This window comes from Microbacterium sp. W4I20, from assembly GCF_030816505.1.
Lineage (GTDB): Bacteria > Actinomycetota > Actinomycetes > Actinomycetales > Microbacteriaceae > Microbacterium.
Genome location: NZ_JAUSYB010000001.1, coordinates 1,055,568 through 1,077,186 on the forward strand (window position 1 = coordinate 1,055,568; position 21,619 = coordinate 1,077,186).

Here is a 21,619-nt window from a genome sequence, read left to right on the forward strand (position 1 = left end):
GCGCGGAAAAGTGCACGACGACATCGCGCTGTCCAGCCGGGCAGCGCGACGTCGTCGCAGGGTTCAGTGCGTGGTCAGGCGAAGGCCTCCACCGGAGGGCAGGCGCACACGAGGTTGCGGTCACCGTAGGCCTGATCGATGCGGCGCACCGGCGGCCAGTACTTGCCGGCGACGAGCGCGTGCACGGGATAAGCGGCGTCCTCGCGGGTGTAGGCGTGGTTCCACTCCCCCACGATCAGTGACACCGCGGTGTGCGGTGCGTGCACCAGCGGGTTGTCGTCGGCGGGCCAGCGACCTGCCGCGACGGCATCCGCCTCGGCCTTGATCAGGATCATCGCCTCGATGAAGCGATCGATCTCACCGAGGTCCTCCGACTCCGTCGGCTCGACCATGAGCGTGCCCGCGACCGGGAACGACATGGTCGGCGCGTGGAAGCCATAGTCGATGAGCCGCTTCGCGACGTCGTCGACCGTGATGCCGGTCGCCTCCTTGAGCGGGCGCAGGTCGAGGATGCACTCGTGTGCGACCCGTCCGTTCTCACCGGTGTAGAGCACCGGGAAGTGCTCGCCGAGGCGCGCGGCGATGTAGTTCGCCGAGAGCACGGCGGCCGCGGTGGCGCGCCGCAGGCCGTCGGCCCCCATCATGCGCACGTAGGCCCACGAGATGGGCAGGATACCGGCGGAACCGTAGGGAGCAGCCGAGACCACTCCGCCCTCGAACGTGAAGCCGCCGAAGTGCTCGGCACGCTGTGCGAGCGGATGCGACGGCAGGAAGGGTGCCAGGTGCGACTTCGCCGCCACGGGGCCGACACCGGGACCGCCACCGCCGTGCGGGATCGCGAACGTCTTGTGCAGGTTGAGGTGCGAGACGTCGCCGCCGAGATCGCCGAACCGCGCATAGCCGAGCAGCGCGTTGAGGTTCGCGCCGTCGACATAGACCTGTCCGCCGGCGTCGTGCACTGCCGCGGTGATCTCGACCACGTCGTGCTCGTACACGCCGTGCGTCGACGGATAGGTGATCATCAGCGCGGACAGGGTGTCGGCGTGTGCGGCGATCTTCGCGCGCAGGTCGTCGAGGTCCACGTTGCCGAGGGCGTCGGTCGCGACGACCACGACCTTCATGCCCGCCAGCACCGCGGAGGCGGCGTTGGTCCCGTGTGCGGACGACGGAATCAGGCACACCGTGCGGTGCTCGTCGCCGTTCGCGTGGTGGTAGCCGCGGATGGCCAGGAGCCCCGCGAGCTCGCCCTGCGAGCCGGCGTTCGGCTGCAGTGAGACCGCGTCGTAGCCGGTGACCTCGGCGAGCCAGCCCTCGAGCTGCTCGATCAGGTCGAGGTAGCCCTGCACGTCGGATGCCGGGGCGAACGGGTGGATGCCCGCGAACTCCGGCCAGGTGATCGCCGCCATCTCGGTGGCCGCGTTCAGCTTCATGGTGCACGAGCCGAGTGGGATCATGCCCCGGTCGAGCGCGTAGTCGCGATCGGCGAGGCTCTTCAGGTACCGCATCATGGCGGTCTCGCTGCGGTGCGCGTGGAAGACCGGGTGGGTGAGGTACTCGTCCTGACGCAGGAGAGCCGCCGGCAGCGAGTCGTCGTCGCCCTCGCTGAAGCCGAATGCGCGCTCCTGCTTGCCGCCGAACACGCGGGCGACCTGATGCAACTCGGACGTGGTGGTCGTCTCGTCGACCGCGATGCCGATCGTGTCAGCGTCGGAGACATGGAACAGGATGCCGTGGCCGTCATGCGCCTGCGTCGCGAACTCCGCCGCGCGGCCGGGGACCCGCACGGACACCGTGTCGAAGAATGCGTCGTGCACGACCTCGACACCGGCCTCGACGAGCCAGTCGCGCAGCAGCGCGGCTTTGCCGGCCACCTGCGAAGCGATCGCCTTGAGCCCGTCCGGCCCGTGATAGACGGCGTACATCGACGCCATGACGGCGAGCAGCACCTGGGCTGTGCAGATGTTCGACGTCGCCTTCTCGCGGCGGATGTGCTGCTCGCGCGTCTGCAGCGAGAGGCGGTAGGCGGGCTTGCCGTCGGCATCCACCGAGACGCCCACCAGGCGGCCGGGAAGCTGACGCTCCAGACCCGAACGCACCGCCATGTAGCCGGCGTGCGGGCCGCCGAAGCTCATCGGCACACCGAAGCGCTGCGTCGTTCCGACCGCGACATCCGCGCCGAGCGATCCCGGCGACGAGATGAGCGTGAGGGCGAGCAGATCTGCTGCCGCGACGGCGAGACCGCCCGCGACGTGCGCCGCATCGATGACCGCAGACGGATCCCAGACGCGTCCGGACGCGCCGGGGTACTGCACGAAGACGCCGAACAGCTCGGCCGGCAGCTCCCCGCCCGCGGCGAAGTCGACGGAGACGAGCTCGATGCCGACGGCATCCGCCCGTGTCTCGAGCAGCGCCTTGGTCTGCGGAAGCGCATCCGCATCGACGGCGAACACGTTCGACGCCGACTTAGACGCGCGACGGGCGAGCAGCATGCCCTCCACGACCGCGGTCGACTCGTCGAGCATCGACGCATTGGCGGTGGTGAGACCGGTGAGCTCGGCCACCATGGTCTGGAAGTTGATGAGCGCCTCGAGGCGACCCTGCGAGATCTCGGGCTGGTATGGCGTGTACGCCGTGTACCACGAGGGGTTCTCGAGCACGTTGCGCTGGATCACCTGCGGGGTGATCGTGCCGTAGTACCCGAGGCCGATCATCGAGCGGTTCACCGCGTTGCGTGACGCGAGAGCGCGGAGCTCTGCGAGAGCCTCGGTCTCGCTCGCCGCCGGCGGGATGATCGACGACAGAGCGTCGGGCACGTCGTTATCGGACCCCGCCGAGGGGCCGGTGAAGATCGAGGACGGCACGGCCTGGCGCATCAGGGCCTCGACGGAGCTCTCCGCGGAATCAGCCCCGGCCGGCGAACCATCCAGCCCGAGGGCCTCGAGCATGATGCGCTGGGCGGCGTCGGTGGGTCCGATGTGACGATCGGCGAAAGAGACCACGTCGGGATCAGCCCTCCGTCAGAGCGACATACGCGTCGCGGTCCAGCAGACCGTCGAGCGCGTCGTCGGCGACCGACACCTTGATCAGCCAGCCACCCTCGAAGGGTTCGGCATTGACCAGAGACGGGTCGTCGACGACCGCGTCGTTGATCTCGACGACGGTGCCGGAGACCGGTGCGTAGAGCTCGCCGACCGACTTCGTCGATTCGATCTCGCCGACGACGGCGCCGGCGGTCAGCTCGGTGCCGACGGCCGGGAGCTCGACGAAGACCACGTCGCCGAGCTTCTCGGCGGCGAAGTCGGTGATGCCGATCGTGACGGTGTCGCCGTTGCCGGCGATCCACTCGTGCTCATCGGTGTAGCTGAGGGCATTGAGGTCGGTCATTTCATCCTCCGGTAGAAAGGCAGAGCGGTCACGGTCGCGGGGATCTTCGTCCCTCGCACATCAAGGAATACTGCTGTTCCCTCTTCGGCGGAAGACGGATGCACGTAGGCCATCGCGATCGGATGGCCGAGAGTCGGGCTCAGCGCGCCGCTCGTGATCTCGCCGATGGTCGCGCCCTCGGCATCCACCACGGCGTAGCCGGCCCGGCCGGCGCGCTTGCCCTCGGCGACGAGTCCGACGAGCACGGGAGCGTCCGGCTCCGAGGCCGAGGAGAGCGCCTCCTTGCCGATGAAGCTCTCCTTGTCGGACACCACGACCCGTCCGAGGCCGGCCTGCGCGGGCTGGGTCTCGAGGGTCAGCTCGTGACCGTAGAGCGGCATCCCGGCTTCGAGCCGCAGCGTGTCTCGGGCAGCGAGGCCTGCGGGCACGAGACCGTGCGGCCCGCCTGCGGTGGCGACCGCGTCCCAGAGGGCCGGGGCGTCGGACTCACGGACCATCAGCTCGAAGCCGTCTTCACCGGTGTAGCCCGTGCGGGCGATGAGCAGCGGCTCGCCCAGGAAGCGGGCATCGGCCCACGCATAGTACTTCTGCTCGGACCACGGGGTGCCGAGTTCGGTGATGCCCGCGGTCGCCGCGAGGATCGCCTCGGCGGCGGGGCCCTGAACCGCGAGAAGTGCATATTCGTCGGACACGTCCTCGACGTCGACGCCGCGGTCGCCGAGGAAGCCGGCGAAACTGCGCTCCTCGCCCTCCGCGCGGGCAGGACCCTCGCGCTCGATGAGCGACGGGAAGGACCGCACCCGCGAGGCGAAGGCCTTGTCGACGAAACCGCGGTTGCCGGCGTTCGCGATCACCAGGTAGCGATCGTCGGCGAGACGGTAGACGATGACGTCGTCCACGATCCCGCCGGATTCGGCGAGCAGCAGCGAGTACTTCGCCTTACCCACAGACATCGCCGACAGACGCCCCGCGAGGGCGTAGTCGAGGAACTCCGCCGCGCTCTCGCCCGTGACGAGGAACTCCGCCATGTGCGAGATGTCGAAGAGACCGGCGGCCTGGCGGACGGCGTGGTGCTCGGCGAGATCGGACGTGTAGCGCACCGGCATCTGCCAGCCGCCGAAATCGGTGAACGAGGCGCCGAGCGCCTCGTGGCGTTCTCGGAGAGGTGTGTAGCGGGGATCGGACATGGAGTTCTCCCGTGCGGAATCGGGCGGAACGACGTCGTCGACGTTCCTGGGAACTCCCCCTCTGTCATGGGCCTGAGAGTTTCGCCCGCGCTCGGGGGCTTTCACCGTCGGCGGATCCCGGTTGTCGCTCGGAATCGCTTTTCAGAGTGGCCGGAACCGCGCGGTACGCGTTACCTGAGAGATTGGCGGGGAGGCTTGCTCCTTCGGTGCCCGGCTGCGTTCGCCGGGGCTCTCCCGCGGGGTTCATTCGGCCTGTCTTCAGTTGTGGGTTCAGTCTAGCCCGAGGGCCGCGTCGGCGAAGGTGCTTTCGGATGCCGTCAGCCGGCGATGCCGAGTTCGGCGCGGACCTCGTCGCGCAGCCTGCCGAGGTTGTCGGGCTCGGGCGCAGCACCGAGGAGAGTCTTGGTGTACTCGTGCTGCGGGTTGAGGATGACCTCGTCCGCGGGACCCCGTTCGACGACATCGCCCTTGTAGAGGACCATGATCTCGTCGCTGAAGTGGCGGGCGGTCGCGAGGTCGTGCGTGATGTACAGCACGCCGAGGTTCTCCTCCCGCTGGAGATCCGCGAGCAGGTTCAGCACGCCGAGCCGGATCGACACGTCGAGCATCGACACGGGCTCGTCCGCGACGATGAACCTCGCTCCCGGTGCCAGCGCCCGCGCGATCGCGACGCGCTGCCGCTGCCCGCCCGACAGCTCGTGCGGACGCCGTTCCGCGAAGCTCTCCCCCGGAGTGAGCCGCACCCGCTCCAGCAGCTCGATCGCGCGCTCCCGCACCTGGGCACTCGACAGCTTCGGGTGGTGCAGGCGGATCGGACGCTCGAGGTGATGCACGATCGTGTGGAACGGGTTCAGCGAGGCGAACGGGTCCTGGAACACCATCTGCACGTCACCGCGGTAGCGCTCGAGGGAACGCCCGCGGGTGCCGGATGACTCGCCGTCGAGCAGGATCTCCCCCGCGGTCGGCGTCTCGAGCTTCATCAGCATGCGGGCGATCGTCGACTTGCCCGACCCGGACTCCCCCACCAGTGCGACGGTCTTCCCCGGCTCGAGGGTGAACGAGACGTCTTTCACCGCGTGCAGCACGGTCGTCCGGAACCCGGACCGCAGGTGGAAGTCCTTCGTCAGATTCCGCACCTCCAGCGTGCCGGTGCCGCGGGCAGCATCCGTCCTGGTGCTCATCGGGTCCCCTCCTGGCTCACGCCGGTGCGCACGAAGTCTCCGCGTTCGCCCTTGAGCGACGGGAAGCTCGACAGCAGCTTCTTCGTATAGGCGTGCTGCGGGGTGCGGTAGATCTCCTCCGCCGTGCCCTGCTCCACGATCTCCCCCTGCAGCATGATCGCGATCCGGTCGCTGATCTCGATCAGCATCGGCAGGTCGTGCGTGATGAAGATCACGGCGAACCCCAGCCGCTCTCGCAGACGCATGATCTCGCGGATGATGCCGCGCTGTACGACCACGTCCAGTGCCGTCGTCGGCTCGTCCATGATCATCACCTGCGGATCCAGCGCCAGAGCCATCGCGATCATCATGCGCTGCCGCATGCCGCCGGAGAGCTCGTGCGGGAAGCTCGTCAACCGACTCGGATCGACACCGACGAGTGTCAGCAGCTCCTCGGCCCGCGCCGTCTTCGCCTTCTTCGACATGCCGGGCCGGTGTGTGTCGAAGATGTCGAAGATCTGCGCCTTGACGTCGATGACCGGGTTCAACGAGTTCATCGCCCCCTGGAACACCATCGAGATCTTGTCCCAGCGGAAGGCCCGAAGACCCTCTCCGTCGAGGCCCACGATGTCGATGTCCTGACCGTTCCGATCGTGGAACACGATCTCGCCGCTCGTCATCAGCGCGGGCGCCTTCAACAGCCGGTTCATCCCGTACGCGAGGGTCGTCTTGCCGCAGCCCGACTCCCCCGCGAGCCCGAGGATCTCGCCGCGGTGGAGGGTCAACGACACATTGCGCACCGCCTTGACGGGCGGATCGACCTCGTACTCGATCGAGACGTTCCTCGCGGTCAGCACGGCGTCGCTCATGCGGTGATCCCCTTGATCTTGGCGGCCTTGCGCACGCGACGGGCGGCATCGGGCGCGTTGCGGAGCTTCGGGTTGATGACCTCGTCGATCGCGAAGTTGATCAGCGCGAGTCCTGCGCCGAGCACGGCGATCATGAGGCCGGGCGGCACGAACCACCACCACGCTCCACGTCCGAGAGCCTGGCCGGACTGGGCGTCGTTGAGGATCGACCCCCAGGTGATCGATGAGTTGGGTCCGAGGCCCAGATACGAGAGTCCTGCTTCGCCGAGGATCGCGAAGATGATCGCGAACAGGAACTGTGCGGTCAGCAGCGGCAGCAGGTTCGGCATGATCTCGACCAGGATCACCCGGAACGAGCGCTCGCCCGCCACCTTCGCCGCATACACGTAGTCGCGGCTGCGCAGCGAACGCGTCTGGAGCCGCAGCACGTACGCCGCCCCCGCCCACGAGGTGATGCCGAGCACGAAGGCGACGAGCTGCCAGCTGCGCTGGGGCACGAACGACGCGATGACCATGACCAGCGGAAGGCCGGGGATCACGATCATGACGTTGGTGAGAAGCGCGAGCGCGTCCTCGCGCCAGCCGCCGAGGTAGCCGGCGAGAACGCCGAACAGCAGCGAGAGCACGATCGCGATGCCGCCGGCGACGACGCCGATCAGCAGCGATCCCTGCGCACCGATCGCGAGCTGGGCGAACATGTCGTTGCCGAGCTTCGTCGTGCCGAGCCAGTGCTCGGCCGACGGCGGCTGCAGGGCGGCGTTCGCGGAGCTGCGGGGGTTCTGGGAGAAGATCGGCGCGATGATCGCGAAGAGCACGATGGCGAGCACCAGGATCGACCCGACGATGAACTTCGGCGAGGTGCTCGGGAGGATGCGGCGACGCTTCGGGTCCTGCGTGGCCATGGCGATGGTGCTGGCCGGCGCGGTCGTCGGCGTCTCCTCGATGGACAGGAGGCCGGCGGTGTTCTGTGGATCAGACATTCTGGCGAGCCCTCGGGTCGATGAAGCCATAGACGAGGTCCATGAAGAAGTTGGCGGCCAGCACGGTGATCGTGATGACCAGGAACAGGCCCTGCATCAGCGAGTAGTCGTTGTTGGTGACGGCCTGGAACATCAGCTTGCCGATGCCGGGATAGGTGAACACCTGCTCCATCACGATGGAGCCGGCCACGACGAAGCCCAGCGTGATCGAGAACCCGGCGATGGAGGGGATGGCGGCGTTCCGGGCCGCGTACGTCGTCATGATGCGTCGCGGACGGAGACCCTTCGCCTCCGCCGTGAGCACGTAGTCCTCTGCGAGCGTGGCGACCATCATGTTCCGCATCCCGAACATCCACCCGCCGACGGAGCTGATCACGATCGTGAGGGCGGGGAGAAGGGAGTGCGCGAAGGCATCCGAGAAGAACGCCCACGTGGGCTCGGGCCCGTCGGGGAAGTCGAAGACGTCGTAGCCCCCGAAGAGCGGGAACCAGCCCAGCCCGACGGCGAACACCGAGACCAGGATGAGGGCCATCCAGAAGTACGGGATGGACTGCAGGACGGTCGTTGCCGGGATGAGGTGGTCCACCCACGTGCCGCGCTTCCAGCCGGCCCAGGCGCCGAGCACGATGCCGAGGATGAACGAGATGATCGTCGTGGTGCCCACCAGGACGAGCGTCCACGGGATCGCACCGGCGATGAGTTCGGTCACCGGTGTCGGGAACTTGGTGACGGAGACGCCGAGGTCACCCTGGAACATCCGCCCCCAGTAGGAGAGGTACTGCTCCCAGAGCGGAGCGTCGTCGCCGCCGAGCAGGAGCTTGATGTTGCGGATGGTGGTCTCGGACACCTCGCCGCCGGCCCGCTGCATCTTGGCGATCATGATGTCGGCGGGGTTTCCCGGCATGAGACGGGGAAGCAGGAAGTTGATGGAGATCGCGGCCCAGAGCGTGAACGCGTAGAACCCGATTCTTCGTGCATAGAACTTCATGTCACTTCTTCCTGACTTCCTGCTTCCCCATCCCTTCTGCTTACTTGGCCGGCTGCAGCTGCGTCAGGATGTACCCTGCCGCGATCGCGCCCCAGGACGGCGGGAAGGCGTACATCTCCTCCTCGGTCGGCCAGCCGGTGAAGTCCTTCGTGTTGTAGAAGGTCTGCGTGGCGTTGATGACGAGCGGGATGTAAGGCAGGTCGCGGGCGATCTCGGTCTGGATCGTGCCGTACAGCTCCTTCTTCTCGGCCTCATCGTTCGTGCTGATCGCCGACTGGATGGCGGCGTCGACCTTCGGGTTGTCGTACCGGCTGAAGTTCCAGCGTCCGGCCGGGATCTCGGTGCCGACCGGGCTCGTCGACTGCACCGCCGTGCCGCCGACCCAGTCGCGGTAGATCTGGAACGGGTCGGCCACCGAGGTGCCGATCATGCCGCCGACGATCAGCTGGAACTCGCCGCCCTGGCGGGAGTCGGAGAACTCCTGCCACTGGACCGTCGAGGCCGTGATCTTGATGCCCGCCGCGGCCGCCTGCTCCGCGATCAGCTTCGCTGCGTCGTTGTAGTCCGTCCACCCGTCGACCGAGGTCAGGGTGAGCTCGAGCGGCACGCCGTCCTTCGCGTAGAAGTCGCCGTCCTTGGTGTAGCCGGCGGCCTCGAGGATCTCGCCCGCTGCGGCGGCGTCCGCCTCCTGCGGGCTGACCTCGTTCGCGGAGTCCGCGACCCACTTCTCGTCGCGGGGCAGCAGGGCGAAGGTCGGAGAGATGTCGCCGGTGAGGCCGACGAATGCCTTGTCCTTGATGGTGGCGCGGTCGATCGCGACGTTGAGCGCCTGGCGCACGGCGACGTCGGTCTGCGGACCGGTGCAGCCGAGGTCGGCGTTCGAGCAGGTGTAGAGCACCGTCGGGTCCTGCGGGGTGTTCACCCAGTCGATCTTGCCGTTGGCGGTCACGTCGTCCGGGTTGGGGATGAACATGCCGGTCCAGTCGAGCTCGCCGGCGGCCAGCAGGTCCTGCGCGGTCTGGTTGTTGTCGACCGCGATGTACTGGACCTTCTTGACGCCGAGCTTGTCGGCATCGCGGAAGTTCTCGTTCGCGACGAGCGTGTAGGACTCGCTGGTGGTCTTGTCGACGACGTACGCACCGGATCCGACCGGCTCCTCGTTCGCGAAGTTCGCGAAGTCGGTGACCTCGGACCAGACGTGCTCGGGCAGGATGTAGGTCGATCCGAGGCGCTGGAATTCGGTGGTGTACTGCGCGGCCGAGTAGGTCAGCACGACGGTGGTGTCGTCGGTGGCCTCCGCCAAGACGAGACCGTTGCCCTCCGGGTTGTTGGCGTCGTAATTGAACGAGAAGGCGACGTCCTTCGCGGTGAGCGGCTCGCCGTCGCTCCACTTGAGGTCGGGCTTGATGGTGATCGTGATCACTGTGCCGTCCTCGTTGTACTCGTACGAGTCACCGATCAGGCCGACGGGCTCGGAGTCGGACGTCTTGTTGAAGAAGAAGAGCGGCTCGTAGATGGGACCGAGCGCGCCATGGAGCACGGTCGGAGCGAACGGGTTGTAGTTCGCGGTGATCGGGGTCTGGCTTCCTGCCCAGACACGAAGGGCGCGGTCGCTGTCGGCGTTGCCGTCATCGCCGCTTCCGCCGGTGCCGCAGGCGGTGAGGCCCAGGGCGAGGACGGATGCCCCCGCGACGGCGGTGAGCGCAATCTTGCGCTTTCCGTTTCGGATCATTCTGTGTTTCCTCTCGGTGCTGCACTGCAGGAGGGATTTCTCCGGATGGAGCAGAACCCCGAGGCGGGGTTCGTGGAAACCCGAAAGGGGCGATAGCCGACCTCGAAGGGTTTGTTAGGACAGTAACCTAACAAACCCTCCGGCGGTGGACAAGCCTCCTCGTGCCTCACACATAACGTTTCGGCCTCGACGGGAAAAGAGCGTCGTCTGTGCACACTAAGAGTCGGAGTGACACTAAGATCGATCTCGAAGGGTTAAGGTAACCATGACTCAAAGCCGCAGCATCCGCGTCGCCGTCTCCACGGTGATCCTCACGCTGCGCCGCGCGGAGAACGGCGCAGCGGTGCTCTCGCTGCCGTTGGTGCTGCGCACCCGCGAGCCGTTCGCACAGCAATGGGCACTGCCCGGCGGGTGGCTGACCGCCCTCGAATCACCGGTGGATGCCTCCGCGCGCACCCTCGCCGAGACGACCGGCCTCGCTCCCAGCTATCTCGAGCAGCTCTACGCCTTCGGCGCCGTCGACCGCTCCCCCACGCGCGTCGTCTCCATCGTCTACTGGGCGCTCCTCCGGCAGGACGACGTGGTGGCGCAGAGCGCCGCACACCTCGCCTCCGGCCACGCTCCGGAGAACGTGCGATGGTTCGACGTCGACGCGCTGCCCTCCCTCGCCTTCGACCACGCGAACATCGTCGAGTACGCCCTCTGGCGGCTGCGCAACAAGGTCGGCTACAGCCGCGTCGCGCACGGGTTCCTCCCCGCCGAGTTCACTCTCGCCGACCTGCGCGAGGCCTACGAGGCGATCCTCGGCAAGCATCTCGATCCCGCGAACTTCCGCCGCCAGGTGGAGGCGGCGGGCAACCTGCTTCCCACCGACCGGTTCCGCACCGGCAACCACCGACCTGCACGTCTGTACCGCTACAACACCGATGTCGAGTTGGCCGACCGCGGCCCGCTCGGTCCCGAAGAAACGAGCACCCGATGAGCATCACCTTCGTCCCGACGCCCGCGGTTCCGGCGCTGGATCCCTCCGTCGATCACGCGATCCAGGCGATCGTGACCGGGGAGTCGACCGACGCGACCTGCACGACCGACCTCGCCGTCGGCCCCTGGGACTTCGACAGCCGCCCCGGCTACGGGCCGGGGTCATCGATGGGCGACGTCATCCCCACCGGGGCACCGCGCCAGGGCGAGCTCCCGGCCGCGTACCGCGAAGCCGACGAGGACCAGCTGCACGAGCGCATCATCGCTGCGAAGGCCGCCCTCGGCGACCGGGTCGTCATCCTCGGCCACTTCTACCAGCGGGAAGAGGTCGTGCGGCACGCGGATTACGTCGGCGACTCCTTCCAGCTCGCGACGGCGGCCAAGGGCCGGACGGATGCCGAGGCGATCGTGTTCTGCGGCGTGCACTTCATGGCCGAGACCGCCGATCTGCTCTCGCAGCCCGATCAAGCGGTCATCCTGCCGAACCTCGCCGCGGGCTGCTCGATGGCCGACATGGCCGACATCGACCAGGTCGAGGACTGCTGGGAGCAGCTCGCCGACGTGCTCGGCGACCTGGACACTCCGGATGCCGACGGCCGGGTGCCGGTGATCCCGGTCACCTACATGAACTCCTCCGCCGCGATCAAGGGATTCGTCGGCCGGCACGGGGGCATCGTGTGCACCTCGTCGAACGCCGAGACGGTGCTCGAGTGGGCGTTCGAGCGCGGGCAGCGGGTGCTGTTCTTCCCCGACCAGCACCTGGGACGCAACACCGCCAAGGCGATGGGCGTGCCGCTGGAGCAGATGCCGATGTGGAACCCGCGGCGAGCGCTGGGCGGATCCTCCGCCGCCGAGCTCATCGACTCGCGGGTGATCCTGTGGCACGGCTTCTGCTCCGTGCACCGCCGCTTCACGGTCGGTCAGATCGATCAGGCGCGTGCCGAGCACCCGGGCGTGCGGGTCATCGTGCACCCGGAGTGCCCGATGGAGGTCGTCGACGCCGCCGACGAGGCAGGATCGACCGAGTACATCCGCCGGGCCATCGACTCGGCGACCGAACCGACCACCTTCGCGATCGGCACCGAGATCAACCTCGTGCGCCGCCTCGCCGCGCAGTACCCGCAGCACGAGATCTTCTGCCTCGACCCGGTCGTCTGCCCGTGCTCGACGATGTACCGCATCCACCCGGGCTATCTTGCCTGGGTTCTCGAGGAGCTGGTCGCCGGACGCACCCCCAACCGGATCACCGTGTCCGCCGATGTCGCGGATCCCGCTCGGGTGGCACTGGAGCGGATGCTGGCGGCGAAGCCGCCCGTGATGGCGGGAGCACGATGAACGTCCTCGTCGTCGGCTCGGGCATCGCAGGGCTCACGGCGGCGCTGCACGCACAGGAGTCGGGGCACGATGTGACTCTGGTCACCAAGGGCGCTCTCGGCGACGGAAGCACCGGCTACGCGCAGGGCGGCGTCGCCGGGGTCTACGGCCCCGACGATTCCGCACAGCAGCACGCGGCGGACACGATGGTCGCCGGGGCAGGTCTCTCGGATGCCGCAGCCGTCGATGCCCTCGTGGCCGACGGGGCGGAGCGCATCGCCGAGCTGATCTCCCGCGGCGTCGCCTTCGACCGCGACCCCGACGGCGTGCTCCTGCTCGGGCGCGAGGCGGCGCACAGTCATGCGCGCATCGTGCACGCCGGCGGAGACGCCACCGGGGCCGCGATCTCGCGTGCACTCGTGGCCGCCGTCCGCCGCACCGCGATCGGCGTGATCGAGCACGCGTTCGTGACAGATCTGATCGTCGAGGGAGGTGCGGTCGGCGGCATCCGTCTGCTGATCGACGAAGCGGTGACCGCACTCCGGGCCGATGCGGTGGTCGTCGCGACCGGCGGCGCCGGGCATCTCTTCGCCCACACGACCAACCCCACGGGCACGACCGGCGACGGCATCGCCGCCGCGATGCGCGCCGGCGCGGCGGTCGACGACCTGGAGTTCGTGCAGTTCCACCCGACGATCCTCGCGGCGGGTCCGGCCTTCCTCATCTCCGAAGCCGTCCGCGGCGAGGGCGCGACCCTGATCGACGACCAGGGCCGACGGTTCGCGTTCGACAGCCACCCCGACGGCGAGCTCGCCCCGCGGGACGTCGTGTCGAGGGCGATCGCCCGCCAGGCCGCGGCCCAGGGCTCCCCGGCGCGGCTGGATGCCACGATGCTCGGGGCCGAGACGCTCGCGGCGCGTTTCCCGACGATCGACCGGGTGACGCGGGCGCGCGGGTTCGACTGGTCGCGGGAGCCCATCCCGGTGACCCCGGCGGCGCACTACCTGATGGGCGGCATCGTCACCGACCTCCACGGCCGCAGCACGATCCCCGGGCTCTTCGCCGTCGGCGAGGCCGCGCGCACCGGCGTGCACGGCGCCAACCGCCTCGCGTCCAACTCGCTGCTCGAGGGAGCGGTGTTCGGCGCCCGAGCCGCGGCCGCGCTGGGTGAGCCGTGGCCAGACTCTCCCCCGCTCCGGTCGCGATATTCCACCGATCCCGCGCCGGTATCCCTGGAATATCGCGACGGGAGCGATGGGGTGCCGTTCGGTCGCGCGGCGCTGCAGCAACTGATGTGGGACGAGGTCGGGCTGCTGCGCACCGACGAAGGCCTTCAGCACGCGCTCGACACGGTGCGCGCATGGCGGTCCGATGCGTCGGCGCCGCAGACCGTCGCGGAGCACGAAGATGCGAATCTGCTGCTGATCGCCGAGGCGACGGCATCCGCTGCACTCGCCCGCGCCGATTCGGTCGGTGCGCACTTCCGCCTCGCCGGCCGCCGAGCAACCGCTCCCGCACAGATCCTGGAGACCGTCTGATGCTCACCTCCGCCATTCTCGCTCGCGTCGTCGGCGCCGCCCTCGAAGAAGACGCTCCCTGGGGCGATCTGACGAGCACGACCCTGCTTCCCGCAGAGGCGACGGCCACGGCCGACCTCGTCGCACGAGAGGCCGGCGTCTTCAGCGGCGGCGCGGTCTTCGCCGCCGCGTTCGCTCTCACGGATGCCACTCTCGTCGTCGACCTGCACGTCGGCGACGGCGACGAGTTCTCCCCGGGCGACGTGCTCGCCTCCGTCTCGGGCTCGGCGCGCAGCATCCTCACCGCCGAGCGTGTCGCGCTGAACTTCACGCAGCGGATGAGCGGCATCGCGACACTCACTGCCGCCTACGTCCGCGCGATCGACGGCACCGGCGCGAGGATCGCCGACACCCGCAAGACGACACCGGGACTTCGCGCCTTCGAACGGCACGCCGTCATCTCGGGCGGCGCCCGCAACCATCGCTACTCGCTGTCCGACGCCGTGATGGCGAAGGACAACCACCTCGCCGTGCTGAAGCGCTCCGGTGCCGACCTCGCCACGGCGTTGCGCGATGCGCTGTCGCGCCTGCCGCACACCACGCACGTGGTGGTCGAGGTCGACCGCCTCGACCAGATCCCCGCCGTCCTCGACGGCGGAGCGCACACGGTGCTGCTCGACAACTTCTCGCTCGACGACCTGCGCGCGGGCGTCGCCCTGATCGGTGACCGCGCCACGGTCGAGGCCTCCGGCGGTGTGAACCTCGACACCGTGCGCGGCATCGCAGAGACCGGAGTCGACGTGATCTCGGTCGGCGCGCTGACCCACTCCGCACGGGCGCTCGACCTCGGCCTGGATCTGCGGATCGACTGAGCACCGTGCTGTACGTCGATCACGCCGCCACATCCCCGGTGCGCCCGGAGGTGCTCGAGGCGATGCGCCCCTATCTCACCGGCGTGTTCGGCAACCCGTCGAGCCATCACACCGCCGGTGAGGCTGCGGCGAGCGCGCTCGACGACGCACGTTCGAGGGTCGCGCGAGTGCTGGGCATGCGCACCGGCGACGTGGTGTTCACGGCCGGGGGCACCGAGGCGAACAACCTCGCCGTGAAGGGCATCGTCCTCGCGGCCTTGGCTGCCGGCCGACGGCACCTCGTGGTCTCCCCCATCGAGCACGAATCGATCCTGGAGTCGGCGGAGTACCTGCGCCGCTTCCACGCGGTCGAGGTGACCATGGTCCCGGTCGACGACGCGGGACGCATCCGCCCCGCGCTCCTCGCCGAGGCGATCCGGGAGGACACCGCCCTCGTCTCCGTCGGGCATGCGAACAACGAGATCGGGACGATCCAGGATGCTGCGGCGCTGGCAGAGGTCGCCCACGCCCACGGAGTTCCGGTGCACCTGGATGCCGTGCAGTCCGCGGGGTGGCTGTCCCTGCAGGGGCTCGGGGCCGACGCCGTCTCGATCGCGGGTCACAAACTCGGGGCACCCAAGGGCATCGGTGCGCTGGCCGTGCGCGGCCGCGTTCCTCTGGAGCCACTGCTGCACGGCGGCGGCCAGGAGCGGGGGCGTCGATCGGGCACGGAGAACGTGGCCGGAGCGGTCGCGCTGGCGACCGCGCTGGAGCTGGCCGAAGCCGACCGCGAGGCCTTCTCGAACGCGGTCGGCGCCGCGACAGCACGATTCATCGCCGGGGTGCTGCAACGCATCCCGCAGGCCGCGCTCACCGGCGATCCCGTGCACCGGTTGCCCGGAACGGCGAGCTTCACCTTCGCCGGGACCAGCGGCGAGTCGGTCCTGCTCGAACTGGAACGGCGAGGGGTCATCTCGTCGAGCGGCTCGGCGTGCGCGGCCGGCAGCGACGAGCCGTCGCACGTGCTGCTCGCCTGCGGCATCCCGCCCGAGGTCGCGCAGACCTCGGTGCGCTTCACCTTCGGACGGCACCCCCTCGCCGGTGATGACCCCGAACGTCTCGCCGCCCTCGTCGCGGACTCGGTGCACGCCGTCTCCGCCTGACTTCTCGGCCATAGACTCGCCTGGTGACCGCCCCTGCACCGATCGTGACGATGATCGTCCCCGGACGCGACATCGCGACATTCGCTCCGGCCGCCCTCGACTCGCTGCGTGCACAGAGCGAGCACCGCTGGCGGGCGATCCTGGTCGACGACGGCTCCACCGACGCCACCGGCTCGATCTTCGCCGATGCGGCGCGCTCCGATCCGCGCTTCACGGTGGTCCGGCATGAATCGTCACGGGGTCTCGGCGCCGCCCGCAATGCCGGCCTCGCGCTCGTCGACACCCCGTACGTCGGTTTTCTCGACGGTGACGACGAGCTCACTCCCGACGCCCTCGCGCGCCTGACCGCGACGCTCGACGAGACGGGGAGCGACTTCGTGGCCGGCGCGTATGTGCGCCTGCGCCCGCACGGCGACACGTACACCGCCGGTCGCGTGCAGCCCTGGGTCGCGGCGGCGACCGATCCGGCACGGTCGAGGACCACGCTCGCGCACCACCCCAGGGCCGTCTCGAACATCGTCGCCTGGTCGAAGGTCAGCCGCACCACATTCTGGAGCGACCTGCGGTTCCCGGAGGGCGTCGCCTACGAGGATCAGATCGTCGCCCAGGAGATGTACACCCGTGCGCGGTCGTTCGACGTGATCCCCGACGTCGTGGTGCGGTGGCGCATCCGCCCCGACGGGACGTCGATCACGCAGGGCAAGTCGCAGCTGCCGGTGCTGCGCGACTACCTCGGCGCCCTCCGCGGCGGCATCCGGGTCCTGCAGGATGCCGGGGAGAGCCCGGCCGTGACCGCTCGGCTCGACCTCATCCTGGCGATGGACGTGCCGTCACTGCTCGACATCGCCGCCAGCCATGACGACCCGGCGTACGCCGCGGAGGTCGCCGGGTTCATCGACGAGCTGCAGGCGCTCCCCGAATACGCCGATACCTCGCCCGATGAGGCCATCGCGGCGGCCCTCTCCTGGTGACCGAAGGACCGGTGAAACCCATGAACGACTACCTCGACTCGCTCTTCTCGCTGGAGGGCCGCACCGCGATCGTGACCGGCGGCAGCTCGGGCATCGGCCGCGGCATCGCCACCGCCCTCGCCCGTGCCGGAGCCTCGACAGTCATCGTCGCGCGCGGCGCCGAACGCATCGACCAGACCGTCCGCGAGCTCGAGGCGAGCGGATGCCGCGCCGCCGGCGTCATCGGCGACCTCGGCACCCGTGCCGGCATCCGCTCCGTCGCCGAGGCAGCGACCGAGCCCTTCGGCGAACCCGACATCCTGGTCAACTCGGCCGGCATCAACATCCGGCCGTCCTATGCCGAGATCACCGAGGACGACTGGGACGCCACCATGACGGTGAACGCCCTGGCCCCGTTCCTGCTGGGCCAGCGCTACGCACCCGGAATGGTCGAACGAGGGTACGGCCGACTGATCCACATCAGCTCGCAGCAGGCGCACCGGGCCTTCGTCGGCAGTGGGATCTACGGCGCGTCGAAAGGCGCCCTGGAGTCGCTGATGCGCTCGGAGGCCGAGGCATGGGGCGGCACCGGGGTCACCAGCAACACCCTCGTCCCCGGTTTCGTGCTCACGCCACTGAACGCCCGGCTGCAGCAGGACCCCGAGAAGATCGCGGCGCTCGCCGCTCGGACGATGATCGGCCGCAACGGCCTACCGAGCGACTTCGCCGGTGCGGCGGTGTTCCTCGCCGGAGCCGGGTCGGCATACGTCACCGGCCATTCGCTCTTCGTCGACGGCGGGCTCTCCGTCCACTGACCCGGGATCGGGGCTGCTCAGTTCTCCGGCGGATAGACCCGCTCGTCGATGCGCGGTTCGGCGAGAAGCGGCACCGAGGCGGTGAGCGCGGCGACGGCATCGGCTCCTGCGGAGTCATCCGGCGCGCGATCGGCCCGCCGGTCGGTGAGCGCCGCGCCGACACCCCCGGAGACCGGCCCTTCGGCTGCGACCTCGCTCGCAAGCACGCGGGAGGCCGCGACCTGCTGCGCCGCGAGCTCGGCGTAGAGACCGCCCTGTGCGAGGAGCTCGGCATGGGTGCCAGACTCGACGATCCGCCCCGCCTCGACCACGTGGATGACATCGGCGCCCATGACCGTCGAGAGCCGGTGCGCGATCGACAGCGTCGTGCGCCCCTTCGCCGCCTCGTCGAGCGCTTCCTGGACCACCCGCTCCGACACGGTGTCCAACGCCGATGTCGCCTCGTCGAGGAGCAGCACGGGCGGGTCCTTGAGCAGCACCCTCGCGATGGCGATGCGCTGCTTCTCGCCGCCCGAGAGCCGGTACCCGCGTTCGCCGACGACGGTGTCGTAGGCGTTCTCGAACCCCGCGATGATGTGATGGATGTTGGCCGCGGTGCAGGCCTCGATCAACTCGGCCTCGGTCGCTCCGGGCTTCGCGTACAGCAGGTTCTCCCGGATCGTCGCGTGGAAGAGATACGTCTCCTGCGACACGATGCCGATGTGGTCGATGATCGATTCCTGGGTGAGCGAGCGCACGTCCGCTCCCGCGAACAGCACGGCGCCGCCCTTGGCCTCGTACAGCCGGGGCGCGAGGTACAGGATCGTGGTCTTCCCGGCGCCGGAAGGCCCGACGAAGGCGACGTGCTGCCCCGGTTCGGCGACGAAGGACACGTGATCGAGCGTCGGGCGCGAGTCCGGCGCGGCATCCGGATAGCGGAAGACGACGTCGGCGAACTCGATGCGCCCCCGCGGTCCTGGGGCCTCGCCGACTGTGATCGCGTCGGGCGCATCCTGGATCTCCGGCACCAGGTCGAGGTACTCGAAGATGCGCGCGAACAGTGCGGACGAGGTCTGCAGATCGAGCGACACCCGCATCAGGCCCATCAGCGGCATCAGCAGCCGGGCCTGCACGGTGGTGAAGGCGACAACGGTTCCCGCGGTGATCGCATCCGTGCCGCCGTCGATCAGGTAGCCCGAGACGAGATAGATGACCGCGGGCACGCTGGCCATCAGCACCTGCACGACCGCGAAGAATCCCTGGCCGCTCATGGCCCGCCGCACCTGCAGCCGCACCTGATTGCGATTCTCGGACTGGTAGCGCTCCGACTCGGTGCGCTGGCGGTTGAACGCCTTCGACAGCAGCATCCCCGAGACGCTCAGCGTCTCCTGCGTGATCGAGGTGAGCTCCGACAGCGACTCCTGCGTCTCGCCCGCGATCCGCGCGCGCACCTGCCCCACGCGACGCTGCACGAAGATGAGGAACGGCATCATCACGACGGCGATCAGTGTCAGCCGCCAGTCGATCAGGATCATCGCGACGAGCGAGGCCGCGACCGTCACCACGTTGCCCAGGATGCTCGTGACGGTGTTCGTCAGCACGCCCGAGACGCCGCCCACGTCGTTCTGCAGTCGCGACTGGATGACGCCCGTCTTGGTGCGGGTGAAGAATCCGAGTTCCATCGCCTGCAGATGCTCGAACAGCCGCACCCGCAGGTCGCCCGTGACACTGTTGCCCACTGTCGCGGTCAGCCACGTCTGCCCGACGCCGAGCACCGCGGAGAACAGGAACAGCGCGACAATCGCGCCGACGAGCCAGCCCAGCACCTCGAGATGCGGGCCACCGCCTTCCACGGGGAAAAGCGCGTCGTCGAAGATGCGCTGCACGATCAGCGGAGGGATCACCGCGATGGCCGCGCCGACCACCACGAGGATGCCGGTGAAGAAGATGCGCCACCGATAGGCGCGGAAGAGGGCGATCACCCGGCCGCCGAGTCCGGGGATGCGGGGGGCCTCGGCGTTGAGCCTGCGCTGCGCATCCTCGTCGACACCCCGGAAGCCGCCGCCGTGTCCTCCGCCTCTGCCGCCGCCCATGCTCATTTCGCCAGCGTACTCAGCCCGGAGACAGCGAGGGCCGCAGCATCCGCTCAGAGCGGATCTCGACGAGTTCGGAATGAAATGTCGGAAGCTGTGGTTACGCTGAAAGACTCTCGCGATCTCTCGCGCCATCCCCCTTTCTTCTTCTGCTCAGGAGGCCGCCTATGTCCGCCGTCGACACCGGCTCCATCACGACCCCCACCGTCACTCCGAAGAGCGGTGAGATCTCCCGGAGCGACATGCGGGTCATCTGGCTTCTCCTCGTCGCGGCCTTCGTCGCCATCCTCAACGAGACGACGATGGGCATCGCCATCCCGCACCTGAACACCGATCTCGGCATCCCGCCGGAGCTCGGGCAGTGGCTGACCAGCGCGTTCATGCTGACCATGGCCGTCGTCATCCCGACGACCGGCTTCATCCTGCAGCGCTTCACCACCCGCCAGGTCTTCATCGCGGCGATGACCGCATTCTCTCTCGGCACGCTGGTCGCCCTCATCGCACCGGGATTCGGCGTGCTGCTGGTCGGCCGCGTCATCCAGGCCGCCGGCACCGGCGTCATGATGCCGCTGCTGATGACGACCATCATGAACGTCGTCCCGCCGCAGTCGCGCGGGCGCATGATGGGCCGTGTCGGTCTCGTCATCTCGCTCGCTCCGGCCATCGGACCGACCGTCGCAGGGGCCGTGCTCGAGTCCCTCAACTGGCGCGCACTCTTCGCAATCATCCTGCCGATCGCGCTCATCGCGCTCGGCATGGGTGTGAAGTGGATGACGAACCTCGGCGAGACCCGCCGCGTCCCGCTCGACGTGCTCTCCATCCCGCTCGCGGCACTCGGCTTCGGCGGCATCGTGTTCGGCTTGAGCCAGTTCGGCAGCGAGGGCGGATCGGGCGAGACCGCCGGCATCACCGCTCTCGTGGTGGGAGCCGTGTCGCTCGCGCTCTTCGTGTGGCGACAGCTGCGGCTGCAGGGCGCCGGCAAGGCACTGCTCGATCTCCGCGTGTTCCGCGCGACCAACTTCACGTTCGCAGTCATCATCATGTCGATCCTCGCGCTTTCGATGTTCGGCACGCTGACGCTGCTCCCGCAGTATCTGCAGAACGTCGCCGGCCTCAACGCGCTCCAGTCGGGCCTGATCCTGCTGCCCGGCTCCGTGCTCATGGGTCTGCTGGGCCCGGTGATGGGCCGCGTGTACGACGCCCGGGGTACGCGCCCGCTGCTCATCCCCGGCACGATCCTGGTCGCATCGGCGCTGTTCTTCTACTCGACCGTCGGAGAGAACACCGCCTGGTGGGTGCTCGTCATCGCTCAGGCCGCGATGTCCGTCGGTCTCGCCATGTCGTTCACTCCGCTGTTCTCCGCGTCGCTCGGCTCACTGCAGCGCTCGCTCTATTCCCACGGGTCCGCCGTGCTGAACACCCTGCAGCAGGTCGGCGGAGCGGCAGGTGTTGCTCTGCTCACCGTGACCTACTCGGCGATCCTCCACGCGGGGGAGAACGAGGGGCTGACGACGGCCGTGGCCGGTGCGCCCGGTGCGCGGATGGCGTTCCTGATCGCGGCGATCATCTCGCTCGCCGCGGTGGCGCTGAGCCCGTTCGTGCGCAAGCCCGCCGACGATGCCGGTGAGGGATTCCACGGCGGTCACTGACCGAAAC

At 68.8% G+C, this 21,619-nt stretch carries 17 protein-coding genes and 1 riboswitch; of the genes, 8 read left to right on the forward strand and 9 right to left on the reverse strand.

Annotated features, from left to right (window positions below; all coding sequences use genetic code 11):
- Window positions 1-74 precede the first annotated feature (74 nt).
- The 8 genes from gcvP to QFZ21_RS05200 form a co-directional block, all read right to left on the reverse strand.
- Complete coding sequence (gcvP, locus tag QFZ21_RS05165; protein ID WP_373426037.1) at window positions 75-2,945, reverse strand: aminomethyl-transferring glycine dehydrogenase; 2,871 nt, start codon at window positions 2,943-2,945, stop codon at window positions 75-77.
- A 61-nt stretch (window positions 2,946-3,006) separates the two neighbouring features.
- Entirely contained in the window at window positions 3,007-3,384 is a 378-nt protein-coding gene (gene gcvH / locus QFZ21_RS05170) for a glycine cleavage system protein GcvH (protein ID WP_307375073.1), read from the reverse strand.
- A complete protein-coding gene (locus tag QFZ21_RS05175) occupies window positions 3,381-4,571 on the reverse strand; it encodes a glycine cleavage system aminomethyltransferase GcvT (RefSeq protein WP_307375075.1) in 1,191 nt (396 codons plus the stop codon). The genes gcvH and QFZ21_RS05175 overlap by 4 nt, the downstream gene beginning before the upstream one ends.
- Window positions 4,572-4,722: 151 nt before the next feature.
- A riboswitch (glycine riboswitch) is annotated at window positions 4,723-4,818 on the reverse strand.
- Between the two features lie 70 nt (window positions 4,819-4,888).
- Window positions 4,889-5,752: an ABC transporter ATP-binding protein gene (locus QFZ21_RS05180; protein ID WP_307375077.1), complete on the reverse strand. Its 864-nt coding sequence runs from the start codon at window positions 5,750-5,752 to the stop codon at window positions 4,889-4,891.
- Window positions 5,749-6,600, reverse strand: coding sequence for an ABC transporter ATP-binding protein (locus QFZ21_RS05185; protein ID WP_307375078.1), 852 nt, complete (start codon window positions 6,598-6,600; stop codon window positions 5,749-5,751). Before QFZ21_RS05185 ends, QFZ21_RS05180 begins: the two co-directional genes overlap by 4 nt.
- Window positions 6,597-7,580: an ABC transporter permease gene (locus QFZ21_RS05190; protein WP_307375081.1), complete on the reverse strand. Its 984-nt coding sequence runs from the start codon at window positions 7,578-7,580 to the stop codon at window positions 6,597-6,599. Before QFZ21_RS05190 ends, QFZ21_RS05185 begins: the two co-directional genes overlap by 4 nt.
- Entirely contained in the window at window positions 7,573-8,568 is a 996-nt protein-coding gene (locus tag QFZ21_RS05195; protein ID WP_307375083.1) for an ABC transporter permease, read from the reverse strand. Before QFZ21_RS05195 ends, QFZ21_RS05190 begins: the two co-directional genes overlap by 8 nt.
- A 40-nt stretch (window positions 8,569-8,608) precedes the next feature.
- Complete coding sequence (locus QFZ21_RS05200) at window positions 8,609-10,300, reverse strand: ABC transporter substrate-binding protein (RefSeq protein WP_307375085.1); 1,692 nt, start codon at window positions 10,298-10,300, stop codon at window positions 8,609-8,611.
- A gap of 265 nt (window positions 10,301-10,565) precedes the next feature.
- On the opposite strand from QFZ21_RS05200, the gene QFZ21_RS05205 reads away from it, so the two are divergent.
- The 7 genes from QFZ21_RS05205 to QFZ21_RS05235 are packed head-to-tail and all read left to right on the forward strand — an operon-like array spanning window position 10,566 to window position 17,891.
- The gene (locus QFZ21_RS05205; RefSeq protein ID WP_307375087.1) at window positions 10,566-11,282 is read left to right on the forward strand and encodes an NUDIX domain-containing protein; all 717 of its coding nucleotides are present in this window, start codon (window positions 10,566-10,568) and stop codon (window positions 11,280-11,282) included.
- Complete coding sequence (gene nadA / locus QFZ21_RS05210; RefSeq protein ID WP_307375089.1) at window positions 11,279-12,616, forward strand: quinolinate synthase NadA; 1,338 nt, start codon at window positions 11,279-11,281, stop codon at window positions 12,614-12,616. The genes QFZ21_RS05205 and nadA overlap by 4 nt, the downstream gene beginning before the upstream one ends.
- A complete protein-coding gene (gene nadB, locus QFZ21_RS05215) occupies window positions 12,613-14,133 on the forward strand; it encodes an L-aspartate oxidase (protein WP_307375091.1) in 1,521 nt (506 codons plus the stop codon). Before nadA ends, nadB begins: the two co-directional genes overlap by 4 nt.
- Window positions 14,133-14,984, forward strand: a complete 852-nt coding sequence (gene nadC / locus QFZ21_RS05220) for a carboxylating nicotinate-nucleotide diphosphorylase (protein ID WP_307375093.1) — start codon at window positions 14,133-14,135, stop codon at window positions 14,982-14,984. Before nadB ends, nadC begins: the two co-directional genes overlap by 1 nt.
- A 5-nt stretch (window positions 14,985-14,989) precedes the next feature.
- Window positions 14,990-16,126 carry a cysteine desulfurase family protein gene (locus QFZ21_RS05225; protein ID WP_307375095.1) on the forward strand — a complete coding sequence of 379 codons (1,137 nt, stop codon included), beginning with the start codon at window positions 14,990-14,992 and terminating at the stop codon, window positions 16,124-16,126.
- A 23-nt stretch (window positions 16,127-16,149) separates the two neighbouring features.
- Window positions 16,150-17,097 (forward strand): glycosyltransferase family 2 protein, encoded by a 948-nt coding sequence (locus tag QFZ21_RS05230; RefSeq protein WP_373425997.1) that lies wholly within the window; start codon window positions 16,150-16,152, stop codon window positions 17,095-17,097.
- A 20-nt stretch (window positions 17,098-17,117) separates the two neighbouring features.
- Window positions 17,118-17,891, forward strand: a complete 774-nt coding sequence (locus tag QFZ21_RS05235) for an SDR family NAD(P)-dependent oxidoreductase (protein ID WP_307375097.1) — start codon at window positions 17,118-17,120, stop codon at window positions 17,889-17,891.
- Between the two features lie 17 nt (window positions 17,892-17,908).
- Here the strand turns inward: QFZ21_RS05235 and QFZ21_RS05240 are convergent, their stop codons facing one another.
- Window positions 17,909-19,963 carry an ABC transporter ATP-binding protein gene (locus tag QFZ21_RS05240; protein WP_307381226.1) on the reverse strand — a complete coding sequence of 685 codons (2,055 nt, stop codon included), beginning with the start codon at window positions 19,961-19,963 and terminating at the stop codon, window positions 17,909-17,911.
- A gap of 167 nt (window positions 19,964-20,130) precedes the next feature.
- Between QFZ21_RS05240 and QFZ21_RS05245 the strand changes: the two genes are divergently transcribed.
- Window positions 20,131-21,612, forward strand: coding sequence for an MDR family MFS transporter (locus QFZ21_RS05245; protein WP_307375099.1), 1,482 nt, complete (start codon window positions 20,131-20,133; stop codon window positions 21,610-21,612).
- Window positions 21,613-21,619 lie beyond the last annotated feature (7 nt).

Bases quoted from the DNA above. Each gene is read 5' to 3' on its own strand.
- QFZ21_RS05235 (WP_307375097.1), top strand. From the start codon at position 17,118: ATGAACGACTACCTCGACTCGCTCTTCTCGCTGGAGGGCCGCACCGCG.
- QFZ21_RS05200 (WP_307375085.1), bottom strand. From the start codon at position 10,300: ATGATCCGAAACGGAAAGCGCAAGATTGCGCTCACCGCCGTCGCGGGG.
- QFZ21_RS05240 (WP_307381226.1), bottom strand. From the start codon at position 19,963: ATGGGCGGCGGCAGAGGCGGAGGACACGGCGGCGGCTTCCGGGGTGTC.
- QFZ21_RS05245 (WP_307375099.1), top strand. From the start codon at position 20,131: ATGTCCGCCGTCGACACCGGCTCCATCACGACCCCCACCGTCACTCCG.
- QFZ21_RS05190 (WP_307375081.1), bottom strand. From the start codon at position 7,580: ATGTCTGATCCACAGAACACCGCCGGCCTCCTGTCCATCGAGGAGACG.
- nadA (WP_307375089.1), top strand. From the start codon at position 11,279: ATGAGCATCACCTTCGTCCCGACGCCCGCGGTTCCGGCGCTGGATCCC.
- QFZ21_RS05185 (WP_307375078.1), bottom strand. From the start codon at position 6,600: ATGAGCGACGCCGTGCTGACCGCGAGGAACGTCTCGATCGAGTACGAG.
- gcvH (WP_307375073.1), bottom strand. From the start codon at position 3,384: ATGACCGACCTCAATGCCCTCAGCTACACCGATGAGCACGAGTGGATC.
- QFZ21_RS05205 (WP_307375087.1), top strand. From the start codon at position 10,566: ATGACTCAAAGCCGCAGCATCCGCGTCGCCGTCTCCACGGTGATCCTC.
- QFZ21_RS05195 (WP_307375083.1), bottom strand. From the start codon at position 8,568: ATGAAGTTCTATGCACGAAGAATCGGGTTCTACGCGTTCACGCTCTGG.
- nadC (WP_307375093.1), top strand. From the start codon at position 14,133: ATGCTCACCTCCGCCATTCTCGCTCGCGTCGTCGGCGCCGCCCTCGAA.
- QFZ21_RS05175 (WP_307375075.1), bottom strand. From the start codon at position 4,571: ATGTCCGATCCCCGCTACACACCTCTCCGAGAACGCCACGAGGCGCTC.
- QFZ21_RS05180 (WP_307375077.1), bottom strand. From the start codon at position 5,752: ATGAGCACCAGGACGGATGCTGCCCGCGGCACCGGCACGCTGGAGGTG.
- gcvP (WP_373426037.1), bottom strand. From the start codon at position 2,945: ATGCTCGAGGCCCTCGGGCTGGATGGTTCGCCGGCCGGGGCTGATTCC.
- nadB (WP_307375091.1), top strand. From the start codon at position 12,613: ATGAACGTCCTCGTCGTCGGCTCGGGCATCGCAGGGCTCACGGCGGCG.